The organism is Actinoallomurus sp. NPDC052274, from assembly GCF_040679475.1.
GTDB classification, from domain to species: domain Bacteria; phylum Actinomycetota; class Actinomycetes; order Streptosporangiales; family Streptosporangiaceae; genus Actinoallomurus; species Actinoallomurus liliacearum.
The window spans coordinates 12,391-29,807 of record NZ_JBFAUT010000008.1 but is presented as its reverse complement, the minus strand read 5'-3'; the positions used below and the strand labels follow the sequence as shown (position 1 = coordinate 29,807).

At 69.9% G+C, this 17,417-nt stretch carries 14 protein-coding genes; 8 read left to right on the top strand and 6 right to left on the bottom strand.

The features are described from left to right. Positions 1-114: 114 nt before the first annotated feature. The 3 genes from AB0K82_RS09375 to AB0K82_RS09365 are packed head-to-tail and all read right to left on the bottom strand — an operon-like array spanning position 115 to position 2,359. On the bottom strand, positions 115-765 hold the full coding sequence (locus AB0K82_RS09375) for a hypothetical protein (RefSeq protein ID WP_364394705.1): 651 nt from the start codon (positions 763-765) through the stop codon (positions 115-117). Positions 766-774: 9 nt separating this feature from the next. After that, positions 775-1,836 (bottom strand): MerR family transcriptional regulator, encoded by a 1,062-nt coding sequence (locus tag AB0K82_RS09370; protein WP_364394703.1) that lies wholly within the window; start codon positions 1,834-1,836, stop codon positions 775-777. A gap of 46 nt (positions 1,837-1,882) precedes the next feature. Further along, on the bottom strand, positions 1,883-2,359 hold the full coding sequence (locus AB0K82_RS09365; protein WP_345366180.1) for a MarR family transcriptional regulator: 477 nt from the start codon (positions 2,357-2,359) through the stop codon (positions 1,883-1,885). Between the two features lie 97 nt (positions 2,360-2,456). Here AB0K82_RS09365 and AB0K82_RS09360 point away from each other — a divergent pair, with 97 nt between their 5' ends. The 4 genes from AB0K82_RS09360 (at position 2,457) to AB0K82_RS09345 (ending at position 5,749) form a co-directional block, all read left to right on the top strand. Next, on the top strand, positions 2,457-2,891 hold the full coding sequence (locus AB0K82_RS09360; RefSeq protein WP_364394701.1) for an MFS transporter: 435 nt from the start codon (positions 2,457-2,459) through the stop codon (positions 2,889-2,891). After that, the gene (locus AB0K82_RS09355) at positions 2,888-3,262 is read left to right on the top strand and encodes a hypothetical protein (protein ID WP_364394699.1); all 375 of its coding nucleotides are present in this window, start codon (positions 2,888-2,890) and stop codon (positions 3,260-3,262) included. The genes AB0K82_RS09360 and AB0K82_RS09355 overlap by 4 nt, the downstream gene beginning before the upstream one ends. After that, the gene (locus AB0K82_RS09350) at positions 3,259-4,173 is read left to right on the top strand and encodes a nitroreductase/quinone reductase family protein (protein WP_364394697.1); all 915 of its coding nucleotides are present in this window, start codon (positions 3,259-3,261) and stop codon (positions 4,171-4,173) included. The genes AB0K82_RS09355 and AB0K82_RS09350 overlap by 4 nt, the downstream gene beginning before the upstream one ends. 268 nt (positions 4,174-4,441) lie before the next feature. Continuing rightward, entirely contained in the window at positions 4,442-5,749 is a 1,308-nt protein-coding gene (locus AB0K82_RS09345; RefSeq protein WP_364394695.1) for a protein kinase, read from the top strand. Positions 5,750-5,840: 91 nt separating this feature from the next. On the opposite strand, the gene AB0K82_RS09340 is transcribed toward AB0K82_RS09345, so the two are convergent. Next, on the bottom strand, positions 5,841-6,485 hold the full coding sequence (locus AB0K82_RS09340) for a response regulator transcription factor (protein WP_364394693.1): 645 nt from the start codon (positions 6,483-6,485) through the stop codon (positions 5,841-5,843). Further along, the gene (locus tag AB0K82_RS09335; RefSeq protein ID WP_364394691.1) at positions 6,473-7,738 is read right to left on the bottom strand and encodes a sensor domain-containing protein; all 1,266 of its coding nucleotides are present in this window, start codon (positions 7,736-7,738) and stop codon (positions 6,473-6,475) included. Before AB0K82_RS09335 ends, AB0K82_RS09340 begins: the two co-directional genes overlap by 13 nt. Positions 7,739-7,893: 155 nt before the next feature. Between AB0K82_RS09335 and AB0K82_RS09330 the strand changes: the two genes are divergently transcribed. The 4 genes from AB0K82_RS09330 to AB0K82_RS09315 all read left to right on the top strand — a co-directional run bounded on the left by AB0K82_RS09330 (position 7,894) and on the right by AB0K82_RS09315 (position 14,357). Next, positions 7,894-8,661 (top strand): ABC transporter ATP-binding protein, encoded by a 768-nt coding sequence (locus AB0K82_RS09330; RefSeq protein WP_364394689.1) that lies wholly within the window; start codon positions 7,894-7,896, stop codon positions 8,659-8,661. Then, on the top strand, positions 8,658-11,183 hold the full coding sequence (locus AB0K82_RS09325) for an FtsX-like permease family protein (protein ID WP_364394687.1): 2,526 nt from the start codon (positions 8,658-8,660) through the stop codon (positions 11,181-11,183). The genes AB0K82_RS09330 and AB0K82_RS09325 overlap by 4 nt, the downstream gene beginning before the upstream one ends. Then, positions 11,180-11,320, top strand: a complete 141-nt coding sequence (locus AB0K82_RS09320; protein WP_364394685.1) for a hypothetical protein — start codon at positions 11,180-11,182, stop codon at positions 11,318-11,320. Before AB0K82_RS09325 ends, AB0K82_RS09320 begins: the two co-directional genes overlap by 4 nt. 202 nt (positions 11,321-11,522) lie before the next feature. After that, positions 11,523-14,357, top strand: a complete 2,835-nt coding sequence (locus AB0K82_RS09315; RefSeq protein WP_364394683.1) for a sugar-binding domain-containing protein — start codon at positions 11,523-11,525, stop codon at positions 14,355-14,357. Between the two features lie 144 nt (positions 14,358-14,501). Here AB0K82_RS09315 and dnaB read toward each other — a convergent pair whose 3' ends face one another. Beyond that, on the bottom strand, positions 14,502-17,108 hold the full coding sequence (gene dnaB / locus AB0K82_RS09310; protein WP_364394681.1) for a replicative DNA helicase: 2,607 nt from the start codon (positions 17,106-17,108) through the stop codon (positions 14,502-14,504). Between the last annotated feature and the right edge of the window lie 309 nt (positions 17,109-17,417).

Below are 17,417 nucleotides of genomic sequence, written 5' to 3'. Positions count from 1 at the left end.
TTACGCTAAGCATCGGCGAGCCGATCTCCGTGTCGTACCCCGGGCGTGTCGCCTGCCGGCCGTGCGCCTGGCAAGCCGGCCGGTCCTGGCTTTCACAACCGGCCGGTGGGCTCGTCAGGCCGGGTCGAGGACGGTGATCGCTCGGCCGAGTGCGGTCTGGTCCTCCTCCGGGAGCCAGCGGGCGGCGTGCACCATGTGCAGTGCCGTCGCGAGGCGGGCCCGATCGTCGTCGGTGCCGAGGTCGCTCAGGTAGGCGGGCAGGATGAGGCCGAGCGCCTTGAGGTCCCGGCGGGCGCAGAGCCCGGACAGCAGGTCCGCCAGGAGGTCGTCGGCGGGGCGACGCGCCAGGCCGCCGGTCGAGCGCAGGCCCTCCGCGACGGCGAAGCGGTTCCAGTCGCCGTACTGGCCGGCCGGGACGTCGTCGAGGCACGCGGCGGCGCGTTCGAAGTGGGCTCGCGCCTCCTCGAGCCGGTCGAGGTCGCGGTACGCCGTGGCCAGGTTGAGGTGCAGGGACGGGTAGAAGCCGCGGACGCGTTCGTCACCGACCCGGTCGGCTCGGGTGAGACATTCGCGGTTCCAGTGGAACGTGTCCTCGGGGGTCGGCTGATGGCGGGCCAGGTAGTGCGCCGCGACGCAGGCCTCGTAGTCGTCGGTCGCCGCCCCCCAAGCCTGCTGGAAGAGGTCGCGCGCGTCGGCCGGCCTGCCCTCGGCCTCCGCGCGCATGCCCTCGGAGCACAGCCGTACGACCGGGTTCGCGGGATCCATCTCTCTCCTTCAGCCGAGGACGGGCATGACGAGGGTGGTGAAACCGCCCTGGTCCGCGGAGCGGACGACGACCGGGCGCGTGATCGAAGAGATCTCCAGCAGCACGTCGGGGCCCACGCTCGCCTCGACCGCCGGTAGGAGCACCTCAGGGGCGAAGGCGATCCGCACCGGTGGTCCCGTGTCGATCGCGGGGACCTCGGTCTCGGCCGTCCCGCAGGACACGAGGAGACGGTGCCGTTCGTCGGTCCGGAGGGTGGCCGGTCCGCCCTCGTGGTCGGCGAGCACCGTACGGAGGGCGTCGCGATCCGCGATCAGCCGGTGCCGGGCGGCCGGGAGGTCGTCCAGGACGATCCGATAGTCGGGGAACGTCCCCCCGGCGGTGGGAAGCGACCGCTGCTCGCCGCCGCCGTGGACGCGGGCGCCCTGGTCGTCGATCTCGATGACGACCTCCGGCAGGCGTACGGCCCACGATGCGAGCTCCTTCATCGTGTCGGCGTCGACCAGCAGGTCACGCGGGACGCCGGTGATGTCGCCGGGGCGCAACCCTCGCACGGCGAGCCGGTAGCGGTCGGTCGCCACCAGCCGTACCTCCTGGTCGGTGAGCTCGACGAGCACGCACCCCAGCACGGGGAACTCCTCCCGTACGGCGTCGCGGGCGACCGACGGCGTCACCTGCCGGACCGCGCCGGCCAGCTCCGCCCCGCCGACGCGGGCCGCCGCCCTCTCCCCGTCCCCGGAGAGATCGCGCAGGAGGCCGTCGATCGCGGCCTGGGTCGCCGCGGCGGTGTCCCGGGTCCGGCGCGCGTGCGCCGCCAGCACCGCGCGGGCCTCCTCGGGATCGCCGTCGAGCACCACCGACGCGTCGACCAGCGGCAGCCCGGCCTCGCGGAGCCGTCGTACGAGGACGGCGCGCGGCTCCTGGTCCGGGGCGTAGTACCGGTAGCCGGTCGCGCCGTCCACGTGGGCGGGCCGAAGGATGCCGCAGTCGTCGTAGAACCGCAGGGCGCTCGGCGTCAGTCCCACGCGGCGGGCGAAGGTCCCGATGCCGGCCAGCGCTTCGGTGTCGTCCATGCCGGACATCGTGCGCCTTCGAGCGGCTTGAAGGTCAAATCCCGGGTCAGTCGGCGGAGCCGGTCAGGCGCTCGTACGTCTCGATGGTGCGGACGAACATCGCGCGCTCGTCCGGGGACAGCGGGTCGAACGCCGCGCGCCAGGCCTTGGCCCCGCCGGCGAGCCAGCTCTCGATCGCGGCACGGGTCTCCGCGTCCTCGGTGAGGTCGACGATCGTACGCCGGGCGTCGGCCGGATCCGAACGCCGGACCAGGACGCCCTGCTTGGTCAGGTCGCTGACCATCAGGCTGACCGTGGTCGGGGCGACCTGCAGCCGGGAGGCGAGCTCGCCGACCGCCATGGGCCCGTCGAACAGCAGGGACGACAACAGGGACAGGTGCCTGGGCGCCAGGTTGAAGGAGCGGAGCCGCTCGGGGATCGGTGTGCGCTTGAGCCTGGCGGCCAGCCGAGGCATCAGCAACAGCATGGCCCGTACCGCCTCGTCCGCGCGCAGGCCGGGCTCTGGGAGTTGCTCCGTTGACATCCCCGAGATCATCCCTATACGTTTGCGATCAAATTATTTTTGCTTTTAAAGCAAAGCCTTCTCTTCGTCGCTTCACCGTACCCGGAAGGGGTCGCCCGTGCCCGCTCCACGCCCCTCGCCCGACGAGTACGACCCGCGCCGGTGGGCGGCCCTGGTCGTGACCATGGCCGCCACGGTCATGGACCTCATCGACGGCACGGTGCTGCAGGTCGCGCTCCCGTCACTGCGCGGCGAGCTCCACGCGTCCTCCGCCCAGCTCGAGTGGACCATGGCGGGCTACACCCTCGCCTTCGCCGCCGGGATGATCACCTCCTCCCGGCTCGGTGACCGCTACGGCCGCCTGAGGGTCTTCCAGGGCGGACTCGCGGCCTTCGTCGTCACCTCAGTGCTCACCGGCCTGGCCACCGGCCCGGCGATGCTGGTGGTCACCCGGATCGCGCAGGGCGCGTCCGCCTTCGCTGATGGTGCCGCAGGTACTGTCCATGCTCCGCACAGAGCACCGTCGGATTCTCCCCGATGCACACCGCCGTGACGCTGGTTCCGGCCGCGGTCGGCGTGGGCCTGATCGCCACGGTCCTGGCCAAGACGCCGGGCCGGCATGTGGGCTCGGCCGCGGGGCTGGTGAACACCGCACTCCAGATCGGTGCCGCCTCAGGCGTGGCGCTGATCGGGACCGTCTACTTCGGCCTGCTCGACGGCGGTCATCCGCCCGTCCGGTCGGCCGCCATCGGCCTGCTGGTCGTCACCGGACTCTACCTGCTGGCGGCGCCCGCCACCCTGATCCTGCCCGCCGGACGTTCGCACTTCACCGCCGCTCGGCCGCAGCGGCCGTCGCCGCAGGCGACAGCGGCCGATCCTCATCCATCCGGGCCCGACTCTCACCCGCGGAGGTATCACCCATGAACGCGACACCCTCGGACACGAACCCGAACATCCCGATCATCAGGGAGTTCCGCGCGAACAACGGAAAGGTCGGCGGGATGTTCGACGGCGTCCCGCTCCTGCTGCTGACCACGGCCGGCCGGAAGACGGGCAGGCCGCACACCACCCCCGTCGTCCACCTGCGCGACGGCGACCGGTACCTCGTGTTCGGCTCCAACGCCGGTCGGCCGCAGCAGCCCGACTGGTACGAGAACCTCCTGGTCAGCCCGCAGGCGACCATCGAGATCGGCACCGAGAAGGGCCACGTCCGCCCCTTCGCCGCCCGCGCCGTGATCCTCGACGGCGACGAGCGGGACCACTGGTACGAACGCCAGTGCGCCGTCAACCCGGCGTTCCGTCAGTACCAGGAGCAGACCCCCCGGAAGATCCCCGTGGTGGCCCTGCACCTCCTCGACCTGGCCGCCGACACGACGCGCGCCCGGCTGATCGGCGAGCAACTGGTCCACCACCACGACGAACTCCGCGCCCACCTGCGCGACGTACGGGCACGGCTCGACGACCTCCTCACCGGCGAGCCGGGGCCCGTCGCCCCCGCCGTTCCGGCGGACCTGACCGCCCAACTGCGCGGCCACTGCCTGACCTTCTGCCACGGCCTGCAGCTACACCACACCCGCGAGAACGGCGCGTTCTCCGCCTTCGAGGACGAGTTCCCGCACCTGGTTCCCGTCATCGAACGGCTGCGCGCCGAGCACCACGTGGTGGAGAAGGCCCTGGCGGACTTCGAGGCCCTGCTGCGGGAGGCGCCGTCCGGCGACGACGTCGTACGGTTCCGCGCCGAACTCGACCGCGTGGTCACCGGCCTGGAGGACCACTTCGCCTACGAGGAGGCTCACCTTCTTCCCGCGGTGGGCGCGACGCCTCCGGAGCGGTGAGCGCTTCCCCGCTTTGATCATTTTTCTCGGGACTCCGAACAACCTTCGCTGAGGCCGAGTCGTATAACCACTGACGGAAAGAATCTGGAGCCGGGCTTTCGGGGGGTCCGCCGGAGTCAAAGACGCGCCGCGGGTGCGATCCGCGTGGCCGCCCGGCACCGGGCGGCCACGCGCCCCGTCACGCGAACCGTCGCATGCAATCACCGAGAGGTACCGCCTGACCAGACGCCGGTCTAAGCTGCACGCAATCGATCAAGGAAGTCGGAACATGCTCATGGAGGACTCCGCGGTGCAGCGGGTCGGCGGATATCGCCTGGTGGCAGCGCTCGGCAAGGGCGGGATGGGCGTCGTCTACCGGGCGACCGACGCGGACGGCCACGACTTCGCGCTGAAGCTGCTGAAGCCCGAGCTGGCCGAGGACGCCGCCTTCCGCAGGCGGCTGGCCCGCGAGGTCGATGCCATGCGCCGCGTGCGCAGTCCACGCGTCGCGGAGGTGGTGGACGCGGACGTCATGGCGGAACGCCCGTACATCGTGACCCGCTTCATCGACGGCCAGCCGCTCGACACCGTCGTCCAGGCGGTCGGGCCACTACACAGCGACCTGCTGGTACGGCTGTCGGCGGGCCTGGCCGAAGCGCTCATCGCCATCCACGAGGCGGGGATCGTTCACCGCGACGTCAAGCCGAACAACGTCATGCTCGTCGACGGCGACCCCGTTTTGATCGACTTCGGTATCGCACACGCGGCCGACTCCACCCGCCTCACCCAGACCGGCATGTTCATCGGCACGCCCGGCTACCTGGGACCCGAGGTCCTCGGCGGCAACCCGCCCGGCCCGGCGATGGACGTCTACGGCTGGGGCGCGACGGTCGCCTTCGCGGCGACCGGCCGGCCGCCGTTCGGCACCGGATCGCTGCAGGCCCTCCTCGCCCGCGCCATCTCCGGCGAACCCGACATCGATGGCGTTCCACCGCACCTGAAGACGCAGGTCAAAGCGGCTCTCGCCCGCGATCCACACGACCGCCCGTCGGCGACGCAGATCGCGAGCTGGGCGCGCCGGGTCCGCAGCGATCCGCCCGTGCCTCCCACTGCGCTCGCTCCGGTCGGCCAGGACGGTCCGGCGGCATGGCCGGCCGCCGCCGCGGACGCCGGTGTTGCGGATGGCCGCTTCTCGGCGGACCGGCCGGTGCCCGACTCGGGCCGATCACCGTCCACGAACCCGAAATCGGCGACGCCTCGGTCAGCAGGGAAACGACGCCACTCCTCCCCGACACATCGCCCAGCGGCGGACGCCGAGCGGGCGAAGGTGGCCGGGACGGCACCGGCGCCGGCCGAGCCGACAACGGTCGGACGGCGGGCAACGGCGCCGCCTCGTAGGGGGACCAGGCGCCGTAAAACGCCACCTTGGTATTCCAGGAAGGCGGTGTGGACCGGGCTGATCGTCCTTCTCATCGTGACGGCCTCCTGGCTTTTCTGGACGCTTACTCCGCCGGCCTGGGACTATGAGCCGATCGACGGTCCGTCCGCCTTCCTGCACGTTCTCTGGTTCAAGGTCGAATCCCTGCTCAGCCGCTGAGCCGACCGCGATTCGTGAACCTGTTCCGGATCGTTGTCTCCCAGAACCTGTCTCAAAGCCGCAGTAGGACAGCGGGGCTTTGAGACAGGCCTTAAGCGCTGAGGTACGTCAGGACGGCGAGTACCCGGCGGTGGCCGCTGCCATCGGGGTACAGACCGAGCTTGTCGAAGATGTTGCCGATGTGCTTGTTCACCGAGCCATGGCTGATGGAAAGGTGCTCGGCGATTTCCGCGTTGGCGTGTCCCTCGGCCATGAGAGACAGCACCTCGCGTTCGCGGGGGGTGAGGGCGCGCAGCGGATCGTCGGCCTTTCGGCGGACCAGCAGTTGGGCGATCACCTCGGGGTCCATGACGGTGCCGCCATCGGCGACCCGGCGCAGCGCATCGACGAACTCGGCGACCTTGCCGACCCGTTCCTTGAGGAGGTAGCCGACACCGGCGCCGCCGTCGGACAGGAGGTCGGCGGCATGACTGTCCTCGACGTGCGCGGACAGGACGAGCACCGGCAGGCCCGGGTGGATCCGGCGCGCCTCCACCGCGGCGCGCAGCCCTTCGTCACGATGGTCCGGCGGCAGCCGAACGTCCATGACGAGCGCGTCGGGGCGGTCCCCGGCGATGATCGCCAGCAGGTCGTCGGCGTTGTCCACCGCGGCGGCCACGTCGATGCCCTCGGTCTCCAGCAGCAGGACCAGGCCTTCGCGCAGCAGCGCGTCGTCCTCGGTGATCACGACCCGCATGGCAGCTCCACTCGTAGTGCGGTCGGCCCGCCGGGCGGGCTGATGAGTTCCGTATGGCCGTCGAGGGCATCGACCCGGCGACGGATGCCGGCCAGCCCGCTGCCGCCTCGCTCGTCGGCGCCGCCGCGGCCGTCGTCGGTCACCTCGATGACCAGTGTCCCGTCGCGTCCGGTCAGCCGTATGACGGCCTGCCGGGCTCCGCTGTGCTTGGCGACGTTGGTCAGCGCCTCTGCGATCGAGAAGTACGCCGCCGCTTCCACGGCCGCCGGGGCACGCGGAACATCGGCGCTCTCCACGACACAGGGGATCGGGCAGTGCGCGGCGAGCGCCGCCACGGCGCCGTCCAGGCCACGTTCGTCGAGGATGGGAGGGTAGATGGCGCGGACGACCTGGCGCATGTGGGTCAGTGCGTCACCGGCGGCCTCTTGGGCTCGTGCCGCGAGTGCGCGCTGGCTTTCCGGTGCGGATTGCAGGGCCCGATCCAGGATGCCCAGATGCATCACGACGGCCACCAGGCGGTTCTGTGTTCCATCGTGCAGGTCGCGTTCGAGACGCCGGAGTTCGGCCGCGTGCGCCTCGAGCGCCGCCGCGCGCGTGGCGGTGAGTTCGGTGACCCGTTCGCTCAGCCGTACCCGGTCGGTGGGCCGCAGCAGGGCCCGGCTCATCCGCGCGTCGAGGCGGGCGAGGCGAGGTAGCACGACCAGGCCGAGAGCCGCGTAGCCGACGGCGACGAACGGCGTGGTCAGCGCCGCCGGCCATGAGTCGACCGGGAGCCCGATGACGGACGGCGCGCTGCCCGGTACGGCCCACCACCACAGTGGCATCGTCGCGGCGTTGAGCGCGGCGAGCGGCAGGCCGAGCGCGAGATAGCCGCCCACCGTCCCGGTGAGGCCGTGGATCGCGAGCCAGGCCAGGTCACGGCCGGTCGCCGGATCGCCCAGCACGCTTCGCAGCCGTGTCGTGAAGCCCCCGTCCAGGCTCCGGTACTGATCGGGTACAGGGGTGCCCAGGAACGCGGCGGCGCGGCGCCGTTCGGTTCCGGCCAGACGCCGTACCCCGGCCACCGCTGCCGGCAGCGCGGGCAGGCCGATGCCGATCAGCGACAACGCCCCGACCACCAGGAGGCCGATCAGGGCGAACAGCGCCAGCATGCCGGTCCCGAAACCGACGAACAGGTACCGCGTCGTGGATCGGATGGACTTCGCGGTCACCGGCCACCACGAGGCCGATCGCCAACCGTCGATGCTGATCACCGGTTCATTCTCGCCGCCGAGTCCAGGGTGGTGCCGACTCCACCCTCGGTCCCCCCACGGGCCGTACCCGGAAGACACCCGCCCATCGGCTGTCCGGGCCCGTCCCCCGAACCGTACGTTCATGCAGGTGGTCGAGGTTTCAACGGGGAGGGCGGATGAGGAGCGACGCGTCGGCGACGCCGATGCACGAGGAGAACGTGGCCGCCGTGCGGATGCGAGACGTACGAAAGGTCTACGGCCGCGGCGACGGAGCGGTCACCGCCCTGGCGGGCGTCACGTACGCCGTCGCGCGCGGCGACTTCATCGCGATCATGGGACCGTCGGGCTCGGGTAAGAGCACGTTCCTCAACTGCGCCGCGGGCCTCGACCGTCCCACCGCCGGTGAGGTGCTGCTCGGAGAGACGGACCTGTCGGACCTGGATGAGACCGGGCTGACCGCGTTGCGCCGGGAACGGATCGGCTTCGTCTTTCAGGCCTACAACCTGATCGAGGCGCTCGACGTCGCGGACAACATCACGCTTCCGCTGCGGCTGGCGGACCGGCCCACCGACCGGCGGTGGCTGGCGGAGATCCTCGAGCGGGTAGGACTGGCCGACCGGCGACGCCATCGCCCCGCGGAGCTGTCCGGCGGTCAACGACAACGTGTCGCGGTCGCCCGGGCGCTGATCACGAGACCGGACGTGGTCTTCGCCGACGAGCCGACCGGCGCGCTGGACACCCGGTCCGGACGCCAGGTGCTGACTCTTCTCCAGCACCTTGTGGACGATCTCGGCCAGACCGTGGTGATGGTGACCCACGATCCGGTTGCCGCGTCCTACGCCCGGCGCGTCGTGTTCCTGGCCGACGGACGACTGGCCGGGCACCTGGACGCGCCGTCTCCCGAACGTGTGGCCGCCGCGATGACCCGCCTCGGGGAGTGGTGACCGTGCTGGACCTGGCCTGGAAGATGATCCGGGCGCACCGCGGCGGGCTCATGGGCGCGTTCGTCGCCCTGGTCGGCGCTTCGACCCTGATCACCGCCTGCGGGATCATTCTGCAGTCGGGGCTGAGCGCCGGTGTCGCGCCCCAGCGGTACGCGGGCGCGGCGGTCGTCGTCGGCGGACCGACGAACGTCGCGGTGACGCGGGGCGGCAAGACGAAGCACAAGCCGCTGACCGAGCGGGCCGCCCTGCCCACCGCCCTCGTGGACCGGGTGGCGCACGTCCAAGGCGTGCGTACGGCGATCGGCGACGTGAGCTTCCCCGCCGAGGTCATCGACCGGAAGGGGAAACCCGTCAACGCTGGGGACGGGTCACTCGGACACGGCTGGGCCTCGGCGGCCCTGACTCCCCTCACGCCAGCCATCGGGCGCCCGCCGGCCTCCGCCGGGGAGGTCGTGCTCGACGCGGTCCTCGCCCGCCGGGCCCACGTGACGGCCGGTGACCGGGTCCAGATCATGGCGGGCGGCGCACCGGCGACCTACCAGGTGAGCGGGGTCACGGCGCGACACGGCGCGGACCGGCACCCGGCCCTGTTCTTCTCCGACGCCGAGGCCGAACGGTTCGCCGGTCGTCCGGGAACCGTCGATGCCATCGGTGTGCTGACCGCGCCGCATACCGACACCGGGGATCTCGCCGCACGCATCGGCAGAGCACTGCGCGGCACCCGGGCGAACGTCACCACGGGCGCGGCACGCAGCCGCGTCGAGTTCCCCGACGTACGGCGGGCCCGCAGCGACCTGCAAGAGATGGCCGGAGCGCTCACCGGCACGATCATCCTCGTCACGGTACTGGTCGTCGCCGGCACGCTCGCCCTCACCTTCCACCGCCGGCGGCGCGAGATCGCGTTGCTGCGTGCCATCGCGGCCACTCCACGCCAGATCAGCAAGATGATCGCGGCTGAAATGCTCGTCGTGTCGCTCGTGGCGGCGGCACTCGGCTGGCTCCCGGGTGTCGTCGTGGCGTTCGCGTTGAAGAGCGCTTTGGGCGCCGTCGGTCTGATCCCCGCCGACTACGCGTTCTCGGCCGGTCCGCTGCCCGCACTGGTCGCACTGGGGGTCTGCGTCGGCGTCGCCGAACTCGCCGCGTGGGCCGCGAGCCGCCGCGCCGTACGTGTCCGCCCCGTCGAGGCGCTCGGCGAAGCCGCGTTGGAACGCCGCAGCACCGGCGGTGCCCGTGTCGCGGCCGGCCTGGGACTCCTGCTGATCGGCGGCGCCGCCTCCCTGCTGCCTCTGTTCTTCGGAAGCGTGTTCGCGGTGGCGGGGGCCGGATCGGGCGGGCTCATCATGATCATCGCCGTGGTCCTGCTCGGCCCGCCCGTCGTCAAGGCCATGACCCGGCTGCTGGCCGTACCGCTGCGACGCTCATTCGGCACGCCCGGATACCTCGCGGCGGCCGGCGCGCGGGCCTCGTCGCGACGGCTGGCGGCGGCGATCTCACCGATGATCCTCATCGTCGGCTTCGCCCTGATCCAGCTCGGTCTGCCCACGACCATGGCCGCCGCCGCCCACCGGGACGCGACCCGCGGGGTCCTCGCCGACCGGACACTCGCGCGGGCCGGAGGGGTGCCTCCCGATGCCCTCGAGGCGGCCCGGAACACTCCCGGCGTGCTGGCGGCGACACCGATCGTCCACTCCACCATCTACGCGGCGATCACCATGCTGGGCGACCCGGAGGTCTTCGAGTACCAGGCACAGGGCATCGATCCGCGTGGACTCGACCGCACACTCGACCTCGGCGTGCTGTCCGGGAACATCGGTGACCTCGCCGGCGGAACGGTCGCGATCAGCCGAGCCGCCGCGGGCACTCTCGGCGCCCGCGTCGGTTCCACCGTCCGGCTCTACCTCGGCGACGGCACACCCGTCACCCCACGCGTCATCGCCGTCTACCGCCGCGGAGCGGGCTTCGGCGACATCACGCTGCCCCATTCGGACCTGCTGCCCCACACCACCCGCCGAATCGACGAGACGATCCTCGTCCGCGCCCGCCCTGGCACCGCACTCGGCGAACTCGAACGACGATACCCCGGCCTCACCGTCCACGACCGCGACGGCATCGCGGCGGCGCAGCGATCACAACAGACCGGCGCCATCCTCACCAGCGCCCTGCCACTCCTGATGATCTTCGGTTACATCGCCGTGGCCGTCGCGAACGCCCTCGTCCTGTCCGTCACCGAACGAACCCGCGAGTTCGCCCTGCTCCGCCTCGTCGGTGCCACCCACCGCCAGATCATGCGGATGATGCGCGCCGAAGCCGTGCTGGTCGCCGTGATCGCCGTCGCCACCGGGACCGCCGTGCCGCTGCTGCCCCTGGCCACGATCAGCTACGGCCTCACCGGCAACCCCATGCCCTACCTGCCGCCGTTGCTGTACGTGGCGATCACGGGCGGTGCGTCCCTGCTCGGAACCCTCTCCATTCTCGTCCCGGCCCGAATCGCCCTGCGATCCCACCCGAAGGAGTCACTGTGAACGAAAGAAAGCACACGGACGGCCGCTCCGACCGCACTGAGTGGACGCCGCCCAAGGAACGCCGGGTATGGCCCTGGATCCTGCTCATCGTCCTCGTCATCGGCGTGATCATCAACGTCGCCCTCTCCGTCGGCTGACCACGGCCGCGTCGGCCGAGGACGGACCGGTCCTGCCCTCCGGAGAGAGCGCAGGGCCGGTCTGTAGGGTCCCCCGCGAAGTGGGCTTAGCACCACCCCCATCGACGTCCTGGCTCTACTGCCCGGCGGGTGCCCCCGGCCCGAGCATTGATGGCATCAGCCGCCGGGAAGCGCCCGGCCCGGCCGCACGAAGGAGTGACACATGAGCGGGTCCAGGACTCGAACCACGGCGCTGTGCGCCGCGCTCGCCCTCGCCGGGACGTTGGCCCCCGCGATGCCGGCCCACGCCTTCGCCGGGCGCCGGCCCGCCGTGCAGAGGATCCGGTCCTCCGGGACCACGGAACTGACCTCCGGCTGGGCGATCCGGTCGTCCGCCGACACCCGCGACACCGGCGCCGAGATCTCCAAGCCGGACTATTCGACGAAGGGCTGGCTGCCGCTGTCCCGGCCCGAGACGCTGATGGCGGGCCTGCTGGAGAACGGCCGGTACCCGAACATCTTCGACAACGACAACATGGCGAAGGTCCCGGCCAAGCAGTTCGACGTGAACTGGTGGTACCGCGAGCAACTCACTGTCCACCCCCGGAAAGGCGGCCGCACTTTCCTGGTGTTGAACGGCGTCTCCGGGAAGGCCGACCTCTGGAGCAACGGGAAGAAGATCGCCGGAGGCGCGCAGCTCCAGGGCTCGTACGCCCGGCTGGAATACGACATCACGCCCTACGTCCGGGACGGGGCGAACGCCATCGCGCTCGACGTCTCCCGCAACGACGCCGACATCACCAAGTTCGACACGCCCATGCGGTACCTGACCCAAAACCAGGTCGACTGGAACCCCATGGCACCTGACCAGAACACCGGGCTGCACTACGCGCCGCAGATCGTCCAGGAGGGCCCGGTCTCGGTCCGCAACGCGCACGTCCTGCAGGACGACGCCCCCGACCTGTCCAGCGCCGACCTGACCGTCAAGGCCGACGTGCGCAACAACACCGGGTCGGCGCAGCGGGTGGTCGTGTCCGGCACGGTGACGCACGGCTCCACCCGCGTCGCCTGCAAGGCCACGGTCACGGTGCCCGCGCACGCGACCCGCACCGTCGCGATCACCAAGGCGGACTGCCCCGGCCTGCACCTGGAGCACCCGGCCGTGTGGTGGCCCTACCAGATGGGCGACCAGCCGCTCTACCACCTCGCGCTGGACGCGTCCGTGGGCGGAACGGTGTCCAGCGCCGCCGCCGAGGACTTCGGCATCCGGACGGTTACGTCGCGGCTCACCAAGCCCGTCCCCGGTAAGACCCACGGCAAGGACGGCTACCGGCAGTTCATCGTCAACGGCAAGCCGCTGGTCATCCGCGGCGCCGGATGGTCGCCGGACCTGTTCTTGCGCTACTCCCCGTCCAACGTCTCCGACCAGATCTCCTACATCCGCAACATGGGTCTGAACGCGGTCCGGTTCGAGGGCAACTTCCCGCCCGACGACATGTTCGCCCAGCTCGACCGGGCGGGCGTCCTCGCCATGCCGGGCTGGCAGTGCTGCGCCCTCTGGGAGAGCAAGTCGTCGACCTGGTCGGACGACGTGAAGGCCAACGCGTCCAACCAGGCGGGCACGATGGCGGAGCGGCTCCGCGACCACCCGAGCGTCTTCACCTTCTTCCAGGGCAGCGACGACGCGCCCGACCCAGAGAAGGAGGCCCTCTTCCTGAAGGCGTTCGAGCAGGCCGACTTCCGCCTCCCACAGGTCGCCGCGGCGGAGTACAAGTCGTCGCCCAAGCTCGGGCCGGCCGGCACCAAGGAGGGCGGCTACAACTACTTCCCGCCGGGCGCCCTGTGGAACAACAGGCGGGAGACCGTCAACACCAACGACCCGACGCTCAGCATGACCGGCAGCGCCTGGGGGTTCGACACCGAGGTCAGCACGGGGAACACCATCCCGACGCAGGACTCGCTGAACCGCTTCCTCACCCCGGACGAGCAGAAGAAGATCTGGGACCCGGCGACCGCACAGGGCCAGACCGCCGGCCAGGACATGTACCACACGTTCTTCTACGCCGACTACACGCGCCTGTCCCGGATGGGCGTCTACAACACCCCGCTGTGGCACCGGTACGGCCCCTGGAAGGACGCCGGCTCATACCAGAAGACCGTCCAGATCGGTGAGTACGAGGTCACCCGCGCGCAGTTCGAGTCGTACATCGGCAACTCCACCGACAAGGCGAACCCCAGCACCGGGATCATCTACTGGATGCTGAACAAGGCGTGGCCGTCGCTCCAGTGGAGCATGTACGGCTCCGACTTCGACCAGCCGGGCGTCTACTTCGGCGCGAAGAAGGCCAACGAGCCGGTGCACGTCATGTACTCCTACGACGACGGCTCCATCAAGGTCGCCAACCTGACCGGCGCCCGCCAGGACGGCCTGCGCGCCACCGCGCAGATCATCGACCTCGACGGCAAGGTCCGCGCCACCGCCACCGCGCCCGTCGGGGCGCTGGGCAGCCAGGACGTGCGGACCGTCCTGCACCCGAAGGTCCCGGCCGGGACCTCGAAGACCTACTTCGAGAAGCTCACCCTCACCCGCGGGTCCGAGGTCGTCAGCCGCAACGTGTACTGGCTGTCCACCAAGGCCGACCAGGTCGACTGGCCGAAGACGCACGCGCCCGGCCAGTACACCCCGTCCAACGGGTTCGCGGTCTTCCAGAAGAACGGCTACGCCGACCTGACCGGCCTGCGCGCTCTCAAGCCCGCCGACATCCAAGTCAGCGCGACGACCCGCCGCGAGGGCCGCGAGGGCCGCGAGGGCCGCGAGATGGTGACGAGCGTGACCGTCCGCAACGTCGGCCACGGCGGCACCCCGGCCCTGTTCACCCGGGCCGACCTGTTCGCCGGCGGCAAGCAGGTGCTGCCGATCCGTTGGAGCGACAACGACGTCACGCTCTGGCCCGGCGAGCAGCAGACCATCACCGCCCGCTACTCCGCCACGCCCGCCAAGCCCGACGTCCGCGTCAACGGCTTCAACGTCCCCGACCAGACCCGCCACACCGGCTGACCCCGCACGAAGGCCGGATGGGGGCCCGCCCCCATCCGGCCATTGCGGCTCTGGAGGAGGTCAGTCGCTGTGCAGGGCGGTGCGCCAGATGACAAGATCTTTGAGATTACGACACCAAAATTGAAACGCTACAGGTCGCCCGGCTCAGTGGGCCATGTCGACGAAGCGGCTGTAGTGGCCCTGGAAGGCGACGGTCACGGTGGCGGTGGGGCCGTTACGGTGCTTGGCCACGATCAGGTCCGCCTCGCCCGCCCGCGGGGACTCCTTCTCGTAGGCGTCCTCGCGGTGCAGCAGGATGACCATGTCCGCGTCCTGCTCGATGCTGCCCGATTCGCGCAGATCGGACACCATGGGCTTCTTGTCGGTTCGCTGCTCCGGGCCACGGTTGAGCTGGGAGAGCGCGATGACCGGGACCTCGAGCTCCTTGGCGAGGAGCTTGAGCGACCGGGAGAACTCCGAGACCTCGACCTGGCGGCTCTCCACCCGCTTGCCGGACTGCATGAGCTGCAGATAGTCGATGATGACCAAGCGCAGGTCGTGCTGCTGCTTCAGCCGCCGACACTTGGCGCGGATCTCCATCATCGACATGTTCGGCGAGTCGTCGATGAACAGCGGCGCCTCGGCGACCTCGCTCATCCGCCGGGCCAGCCGCGTCCAGTCCTCGTCGTTCATGGAGCCGGACCGCATGGCGTGCAGCGCGACCCGCGCCTCGGCCGACAGCAGACGCATCGTGATCTCGTTGCGCCCCATCTCCAGCGAGAAGACCACGGTCGCCAACTGATGCTTGATCGCGGCCGCCCGCGCGAAGTCCAGAGCGAGGGTCGAGTTATGCGTCGGGACCATTCGCCGGCCGGCCAGATACATCTGCGAGTCGTTGTCGACCTGCACGCATCGCACAGGGCGTGACTCGACAGGCCGGACATCAACAACATAACGCCAGCGGGTCCGCTGTGGATCGTGCTTCAGCCGCTCAGCATGCACCTTCTGCTTGCGAGAGAGCCGGAACACCTGATCCGTGGTCGTGAAGTTGACCATGTAACACGTTGATGAGTCTTCGGTACGTCCCCGAACTGCCTTGGTCGTTACCGAACAGCGGTATCCGAGGCTGAGGACCAACTCTCGGACGTCCTCTGCGAGACGCTGGGACGTCACCGCGAGTTGAATCGCGCCACTGTTGGTCACGGTTCCGTCTGTATCGAGAACGCCCGCCAAGAGATCGCGTCGCTGCTGGATGGACGCCCGAAGATATGAAGCGGGGATGTGCTTGTTCTCCAGAACACCGATCGTTCGAAGAACGGATTGGAGGCTCCCGTGCTTCTTCCAGCAATCAATGCAAAGGTCGGAGCCAGCCGATGCGCCCGTCATCGGAGAACCACACCGTGAGCACGTCGGCTGAGCTGCGGGAGGACTGACGAAACGAGCCTTCCCTCCGCAGGATCTGCCACAGGTGCGCACCTGGGCGGTCTTCGGCTTGAAGATCTTGCCGCACACCACAAACGCGCGGTCTTCAGCGGTCCGATACTCCTGAGGAAATCTCAGCCTATAGGTGAGACGGGCACCCTTCGTGACCTCGACTCCGCATGCCCCCAGATGAACGGCGATCTCCGGGTCTGCAGAGGTTATCCGGGCCCCCGCTGAATGGCCGTCACCTAGCCAGACCCCGAGAGCGTACGGCGGTATGGGCAGGTCTGCGATGGGAAGGTCGAGGGGCGCATGGATCTCCACGGCGTGATTCGGCCGCTGATCCGCGGTCGGGCACCGCAGAGTCGCGGCGATCTGTTCGGTCGTGACGACACTCGGGGTCACGGGCCGTGCATAGTCCTTTCCCAGCCCACGCTCCTGAGCGTCAAATCTGCGAGCCGCTCGGGTCCAGGTCAGCCACTGATGAGCAGCGTCCGCAACGATGATCTCGCCATCGGAGAATTCAACTTCGTAGCAGGGCCGTCCGTGCATGACCTCCGTAGCCGCCACCACACGGGTTGGAATCCCATCCGCGCCGAGCAAGAAGTCTCCGACGGCGACGTCGCCCATGGTCGTCCACCCTGTCGGCGTCGCCAATGGCGTGTCCAAAGCGAGGGCCTTACCAATTGCCGGCCTTGCGGCGACGATAATCATTTGTCCGGAATGGAGGCCGTTGGTGAGGGCGTCGAGGTCGGTGAAGCCGGTGGGGACGCCGACCATCTGGCCGCCACGGCTGCCGATCGCCTCGATCTCGTCCAGGGCGCCGGGCATGATGTCGCTGAGCGGCGCGTAGTCCTCGCCGGAACGCTTGTCGGCGATGGCGTAGACCTCGGCCTGGGCCCGGTCGAGGAGGTCGTCGGCGTCGGCTCCGTCGGTGCTGTAGCCGAGCTGGGCGATGCGGGTGCCGACCTCGACCAGCCGCCGCAGCACCGCCTTCTCCTGCACGATCTTGGCGTAGTAGCCGGCGTTGGCGGCGGTGGGCACCGAGGCGACCAGCGTGTGGAGGTACGGCGCGTCGCCGACGCGGCTGAGCTCGCCGCGCTTGAGCAACTCGTCCTTGACGGTGATGGCGTCGACCGGGTCGCCCCGGCCGTACAGGTCGAGGATCCGGTCGAAGATGGTCTGGTGCGCCGGCCGGTAGAAGTCGCGGCTCTGGATCATCTCGATGACCTCGGCGATCGCCGCCTGGGACAGCAGCATGCCGCCCAGGACGGACTGCTCGGCGGCGAGGTCGTGCGGCGGGGTTCGCTCGAACTCCTGCTCGTGTGAGGGCATATCGGTGACGCTCATGTCGACACCCCCAACCGTCTCAGTCGCTCACGTCTTCCACGTCTATCCCACAGGTCTGACAGTCTGCGGCCGGTCCGGGAGGGAAGGCAAAATGATCTGTGGAGGGCACTGTGGACCACCTGTGCATACACGCCGAGCCGGCTGTGCACATCACCTGTGGATAACTTGTGGATACTCGGATCGACCCGTCGAATCAGCCCGCTGACCTGGGGATACTTCGTCCACCACCTGTGGGTGCGAGAAAGTTCGGACGGTGGTCATCCACAGGGTCGCCCACAGGAGCAGGTAAGCGTTAACTCCCATTTGCCG

Bases quoted from the DNA above. Each gene is read 5' to 3' on its own strand.
- AB0K82_RS09345 (WP_364394695.1), top strand. From the start codon at position 4,442: ATGCTCATGGAGGACTCCGCGGTGCAGCGGGTCGGCGGATATCGCCTG.
- AB0K82_RS09365 (WP_345366180.1), bottom strand. From the start codon at position 2,359: ATGTCAACGGAGCAACTCCCAGAGCCCGGCCTGCGCGCGGACGAGGCG.
- AB0K82_RS09340 (WP_364394693.1), bottom strand. From the start codon at position 6,485: ATGCGGGTCGTGATCACCGAGGACGACGCGCTGCTGCGCGAAGGCCTG.
- AB0K82_RS09350 (WP_364394697.1), top strand. From the start codon at position 3,259: ATGAACGCGACACCCTCGGACACGAACCCGAACATCCCGATCATCAGG.
- AB0K82_RS09375 (WP_364394705.1), bottom strand. From the start codon at position 765: ATGGATCCCGCGAACCCGGTCGTACGGCTGTGCTCCGAGGGCATGCGC.
- AB0K82_RS09315 (WP_364394683.1), top strand. From the start codon at position 11,523: ATGAGCGGGTCCAGGACTCGAACCACGGCGCTGTGCGCCGCGCTCGCC.
- AB0K82_RS09330 (WP_364394689.1), top strand. From the start codon at position 7,894: ATGAGGAGCGACGCGTCGGCGACGCCGATGCACGAGGAGAACGTGGCC.
- AB0K82_RS09370 (WP_364394703.1), bottom strand. From the start codon at position 1,836: ATGGACGACACCGAAGCGCTGGCCGGCATCGGGACCTTCGCCCGCCGC.
- dnaB (WP_364394681.1), bottom strand. From the start codon at position 17,108: ATGAGCGTCACCGATATGCCCTCACACGAGCAGGAGTTCGAGCGAACC.